The sequence below is a fragment of the Anaeromicrobium sp. genome, from assembly GCF_025210435.1.
Lineage (GTDB): Bacteria > Bacillota > Clostridia > Peptostreptococcales > Thermotaleaceae > Anaeromicrobium.
Genome location: NZ_JAOART010000131.1, coordinates 1 through 3,310, shown reverse-complemented (window position 1 = coordinate 3,310; position 3,310 = coordinate 1). Strand labels below are relative to the sequence as shown.

The 3,310-nt window shown below is 30.2% G+C and carries 4 protein-coding genes and 1 CRISPR repeat array; all 4 genes read right to left on the bottom strand.

Annotated elements, in window-relative coordinates; genetic code table 11:
- Positions 1-156: 156 nt before the first annotated feature.
- The 4 genes from N4A57_RS15815 to cas1 all read right to left on the bottom strand — a co-directional run bounded on the left by N4A57_RS15815 (position 157) and on the right by cas1 (position 2,323).
- The gene (locus N4A57_RS15815) at positions 157-306 is read right to left on the bottom strand and encodes a YvrJ family protein (RefSeq protein ID WP_293659012.1); all 150 of its coding nucleotides are present in this window, start codon (positions 304-306) and stop codon (positions 157-159) included.
- A 151-nt stretch (positions 307-457) separates the two neighbouring features.
- Entirely contained in the window at positions 458-1,069 is a 612-nt protein-coding gene (gene cas4, locus N4A57_RS15810; RefSeq protein ID WP_293659011.1) for a CRISPR-associated protein Cas4, read from the bottom strand.
- Positions 1,044-1,334, bottom strand: a complete 291-nt coding sequence (cas2, locus tag N4A57_RS15805) for a CRISPR-associated endonuclease Cas2 (RefSeq protein WP_293659010.1) — start codon at positions 1,332-1,334, stop codon at positions 1,044-1,046. The genes cas4 and cas2 overlap by 26 nt, the downstream gene beginning before the upstream one ends.
- Positions 1,328-2,323: a CRISPR-associated endonuclease Cas1 gene (cas1, locus tag N4A57_RS15800; RefSeq protein ID WP_293659009.1), complete on the bottom strand. Its 996-nt coding sequence runs from the start codon at positions 2,321-2,323 to the stop codon at positions 1,328-1,330. The genes cas2 and cas1 overlap by 7 nt, the downstream gene beginning before the upstream one ends.
- A gap of 215 nt (positions 2,324-2,538) precedes the next feature.
- A CRISPR array of direct repeats spans positions 2,539-3,252; the repeat unit is 37 nt; unit sequence GTTTCAATCCTTGTTTTAATGGATTATGCACTTCTAC.
- Positions 3,253-3,310 lie beyond the last annotated feature (58 nt).

Below are 3,310 nucleotides of genomic sequence, written 5' to 3'. Positions count from 1 at the left end.
TTTGGGCATTCTCCTTTGTTTTGTATTTGGTCGGCAAACCTAAATACTATTCTAACAAAGGAGTCTTTTATTTTCTGCTCACCGCTGGAAGCTTTTTTGAACCACCCGCACAGCAGGTGGTTTTCACTTATACAATAAAACTCTAACTGTATACAGCTAGAGTTTTTCAAGTTTACTTATATTATTAGAAAGATCTATTATACTACTTGTAAGTCTTTCTAATTTCCCTTCTATGCGTATCAATAAATACATGGATACTACTATGGGGAATCCTAGATTGGCTATTTGAGTATATATTTCTTCCATATTTATCATCTCCTTTCATTTATATAGATAGGAGATATTAGGATTTTTAGACAAAAAATAAAACCTATTTCAATGTTTTTTAATTGATTATTCATTTTTATTACAAATACTATCCTATTCCTGATAGAATAATAAAAACTACTCCTTCATATTATTTAATACATATATTTCTATATGTACAATCAACACATCTTCTTTTAGTATTTGTTGCCTTTGGATAATATCCATCTAGGATTTTTATGTATTCCTTTAAATCCTTCTCTAATTTTAGTATGTCCCTTTCACTTATATCTACCTCCTTTATAGTATTTCCACCTCTACAATATACTAAAAATCCCTTCTTCACATCCACATCATATATTTCTTTTATCATAAGACTATACATGATCATTTGAGTTTTGTATGTATTATAAATTTTATCTTCATATTTGGCAAACTTATAATCTAGTGGTGCCATAGTTTTATCAGCTAGAGTTAATATTTCATCTACCTTTCCCCTTATTTTATATTTATCTGACACTAATAATACATCTATTTCCTTATCTATTACCCCTAATTTTTTTCTTAGATACTCCCTATTTTCCTTCTCTTTTTTGTCATGTATTTCTCTGCCCTTTATAACCTTATACCTTTTTTCCTCATATTGGCTAATTCCCAAGATCTTCATATAGTATATAAACCTTTTGCAATAATTAAACTCTATCATATCAGAAGGAGTTATATAGTAAGTATTTTCATTAAAAAAACTTTGAGATGATTTCATTCGATACCAACTCCTTGTCAAAGGCTTGTCCTATAAGTCCAGCTCGATTAAAGTTCTTTTTACTCATGGGAAATACATAAACAGAATCTTCTTCTAATGATACCATGTCTTCTAATCTAATCTTTAATTCATCTAATTCATTATCTTCCACATTACCTAAAAATACACTCTTTTGTACCCTATATAATCCTGTATTTTTACATACCTTAATTACATTTCTTCTAGTTTTATCACTCACTATGTCATAAATTACCCATACTAACATAACTGCATCTCCTTTAATATTCTATTTGCTATATTGTGGGCATCGAATTGAATTATGTTTTGAAGTTCTATATTTCTTCCCTTGTACTTTATTTTTTTCTCCATTTCCTCATTATAGGCACCTATTAATAATTCTTTTCCACCTTTATTTAGATAATATCCACCTTCTACTTCATCAAAGAATTCTTTCTTTATTTTTTTGCCCGAGAATAATTTAAATATTATCTTTTCTATATAAACCCTATATAATTCTATCAGATCAAAAACTAATGCAGTTCTATTATAATTATCCGTATGCATTATACCTATATAAGGGTCTAATCCTGCTATTATACAAGCCCTCTCCACATTAGAGTACATTATTCCATATCCATAGTTGAGCATACAATTAAAGTAATCTTTAGCTGGATTTTTGCTTCTGCCACTAAATTCATATTTTTTAGGTATTAGTCTGGATAAAGCTGAAAAATATGCCCTACTAGCACTACCCTCATATCCTTGAATAGTATTTCTTATTTCATTTATTTTTTCCGTATCTTTTATCTTTCCTATATTTTTTATTTGATTATTTATTTTTTCTATGGCCTCGTTTATGATGGTTTTTCTCTCTTCATCTTGTCTATTCTTGATTAATTTCCTTAGATGGTCAATTTGATTCTCCATCTTTGTCATAATCCATTCTTTCACAAGTTTTATGCCATAGCTACTCTCTTGCATTAGTAGTTGCTTACGTCTTATGGTGCTAATACTTCCCATCTTTGAGTGCCATACTCTTCCAAAGGGTTTTCCAGTCCTTTGTAAAAATACTATATCCACATTATTTGATACGGCTAGCTCCAATGCATCTGTTGTGATTGCAGCCCCTGTAGTTATTAGTATTTGTTCAACCTTCTTAGCTGCTATTTCTTCTGTCCTTAATTCATTCTTTATTTTAAAGCACTCTCCTGCCTTAGATATACGACTTCCCCTAGTATTTATTACTAGCTTCATATTTTCCACCTTCTCTATTGTGTTTTTTTATAAACACTAGTCAATACTTTTTAATTCTTGCCATTTATATGTCTTTTTAGTCTTTATATGAATCAATGGTAAAAAAAATGAGCCTATGGCTCAATAAGTATTTTGTTGTAATTTCAATATTTTGTTTTTTAGTGGATTATGTACTTGTACAAGAGAAAGAGTTCGTCAAATAGAAAAAAGAGCTTGTTTCAATCCTTGTTTTAATGGATTATGCACTTCTACAGTAACTTCTATAGGAACTATCTGTTGGTCGTTGTTATCAGTTTCAATCCTTGTTTTAATGGATTATGCACTTCTACCAGGGAATCTGGGTCACCACTTTGTACTAAAACATAACGTTTCAATCCTTGTTTTAATGGATTATGCACTTCTACGATACGTGATATGCGTAGTTTTAATGATAAATTAATGTTTCAATCCTTGTTTTAATGGATTATGCACTTCTACCATGTTTCCTATATTTTGTTACACTCGTTTTTACCTCTGTTTCAATCCTTGTTTTAATGGATTATGCACTTCTACGTGTTTGGATCATAACCTAACTTCCTTCTAACTTCTTGTTTCAATCCTTGTTTTAATGGATTATGCACTTCTACAGGGCATATATGAAGAGCCAAAGGCTTATTTACAAATTAAGTTTCAATCCTTGTTTTAATGGATTATGCACTTCTACAATTCAAAAACCCTATAGGAATTACAAGCGAAGATCATAGTTTCAATCCTTGTTTTAATGGATTATGCACTTCTACTATAAAAATGAATGTCTATGTGGGTGTAGAGAGTTCTTGTTTCAATCCTTGTTTTAATGGATTATGCACTTCTACACTACCTCACCCTCTATGCTCCCTTTACTATCTAATTGGGTTCAATCCTTGTTTTAATGGATTATGCACTTCTACTGAGTATCAATATTTTATTGAAAAGAGGTGATATTAGTTTCAATCCTTGTTTTAATGG

What these genes read in the sequence shown, in the direction of transcription:
- cas1 (WP_293659009.1), bottom strand. Translation starts at nt 2,323, where the DNA reads ATGAAGCTAGTAATAAATACTAGGGGAAGTCGTATATCTAAGGCAGGA.
- cas2 (WP_293659010.1), bottom strand. Translation starts at nt 1,334, where the DNA reads ATGTTAGTATGGGTAATTTATGACATAGTGAGTGATAAAACTAGAAGA.
- cas4 (WP_293659011.1), bottom strand. Translation starts at nt 1,069, where the DNA reads ATGAAATCATCTCAAAGTTTTTTTAATGAAAATACTTACTATATAACT.
- N4A57_RS15815 (WP_293659012.1), bottom strand. Translation starts at nt 306, where the DNA reads ATGGAAGAAATATATACTCAAATAGCCAATCTAGGATTCCCCATAGTA.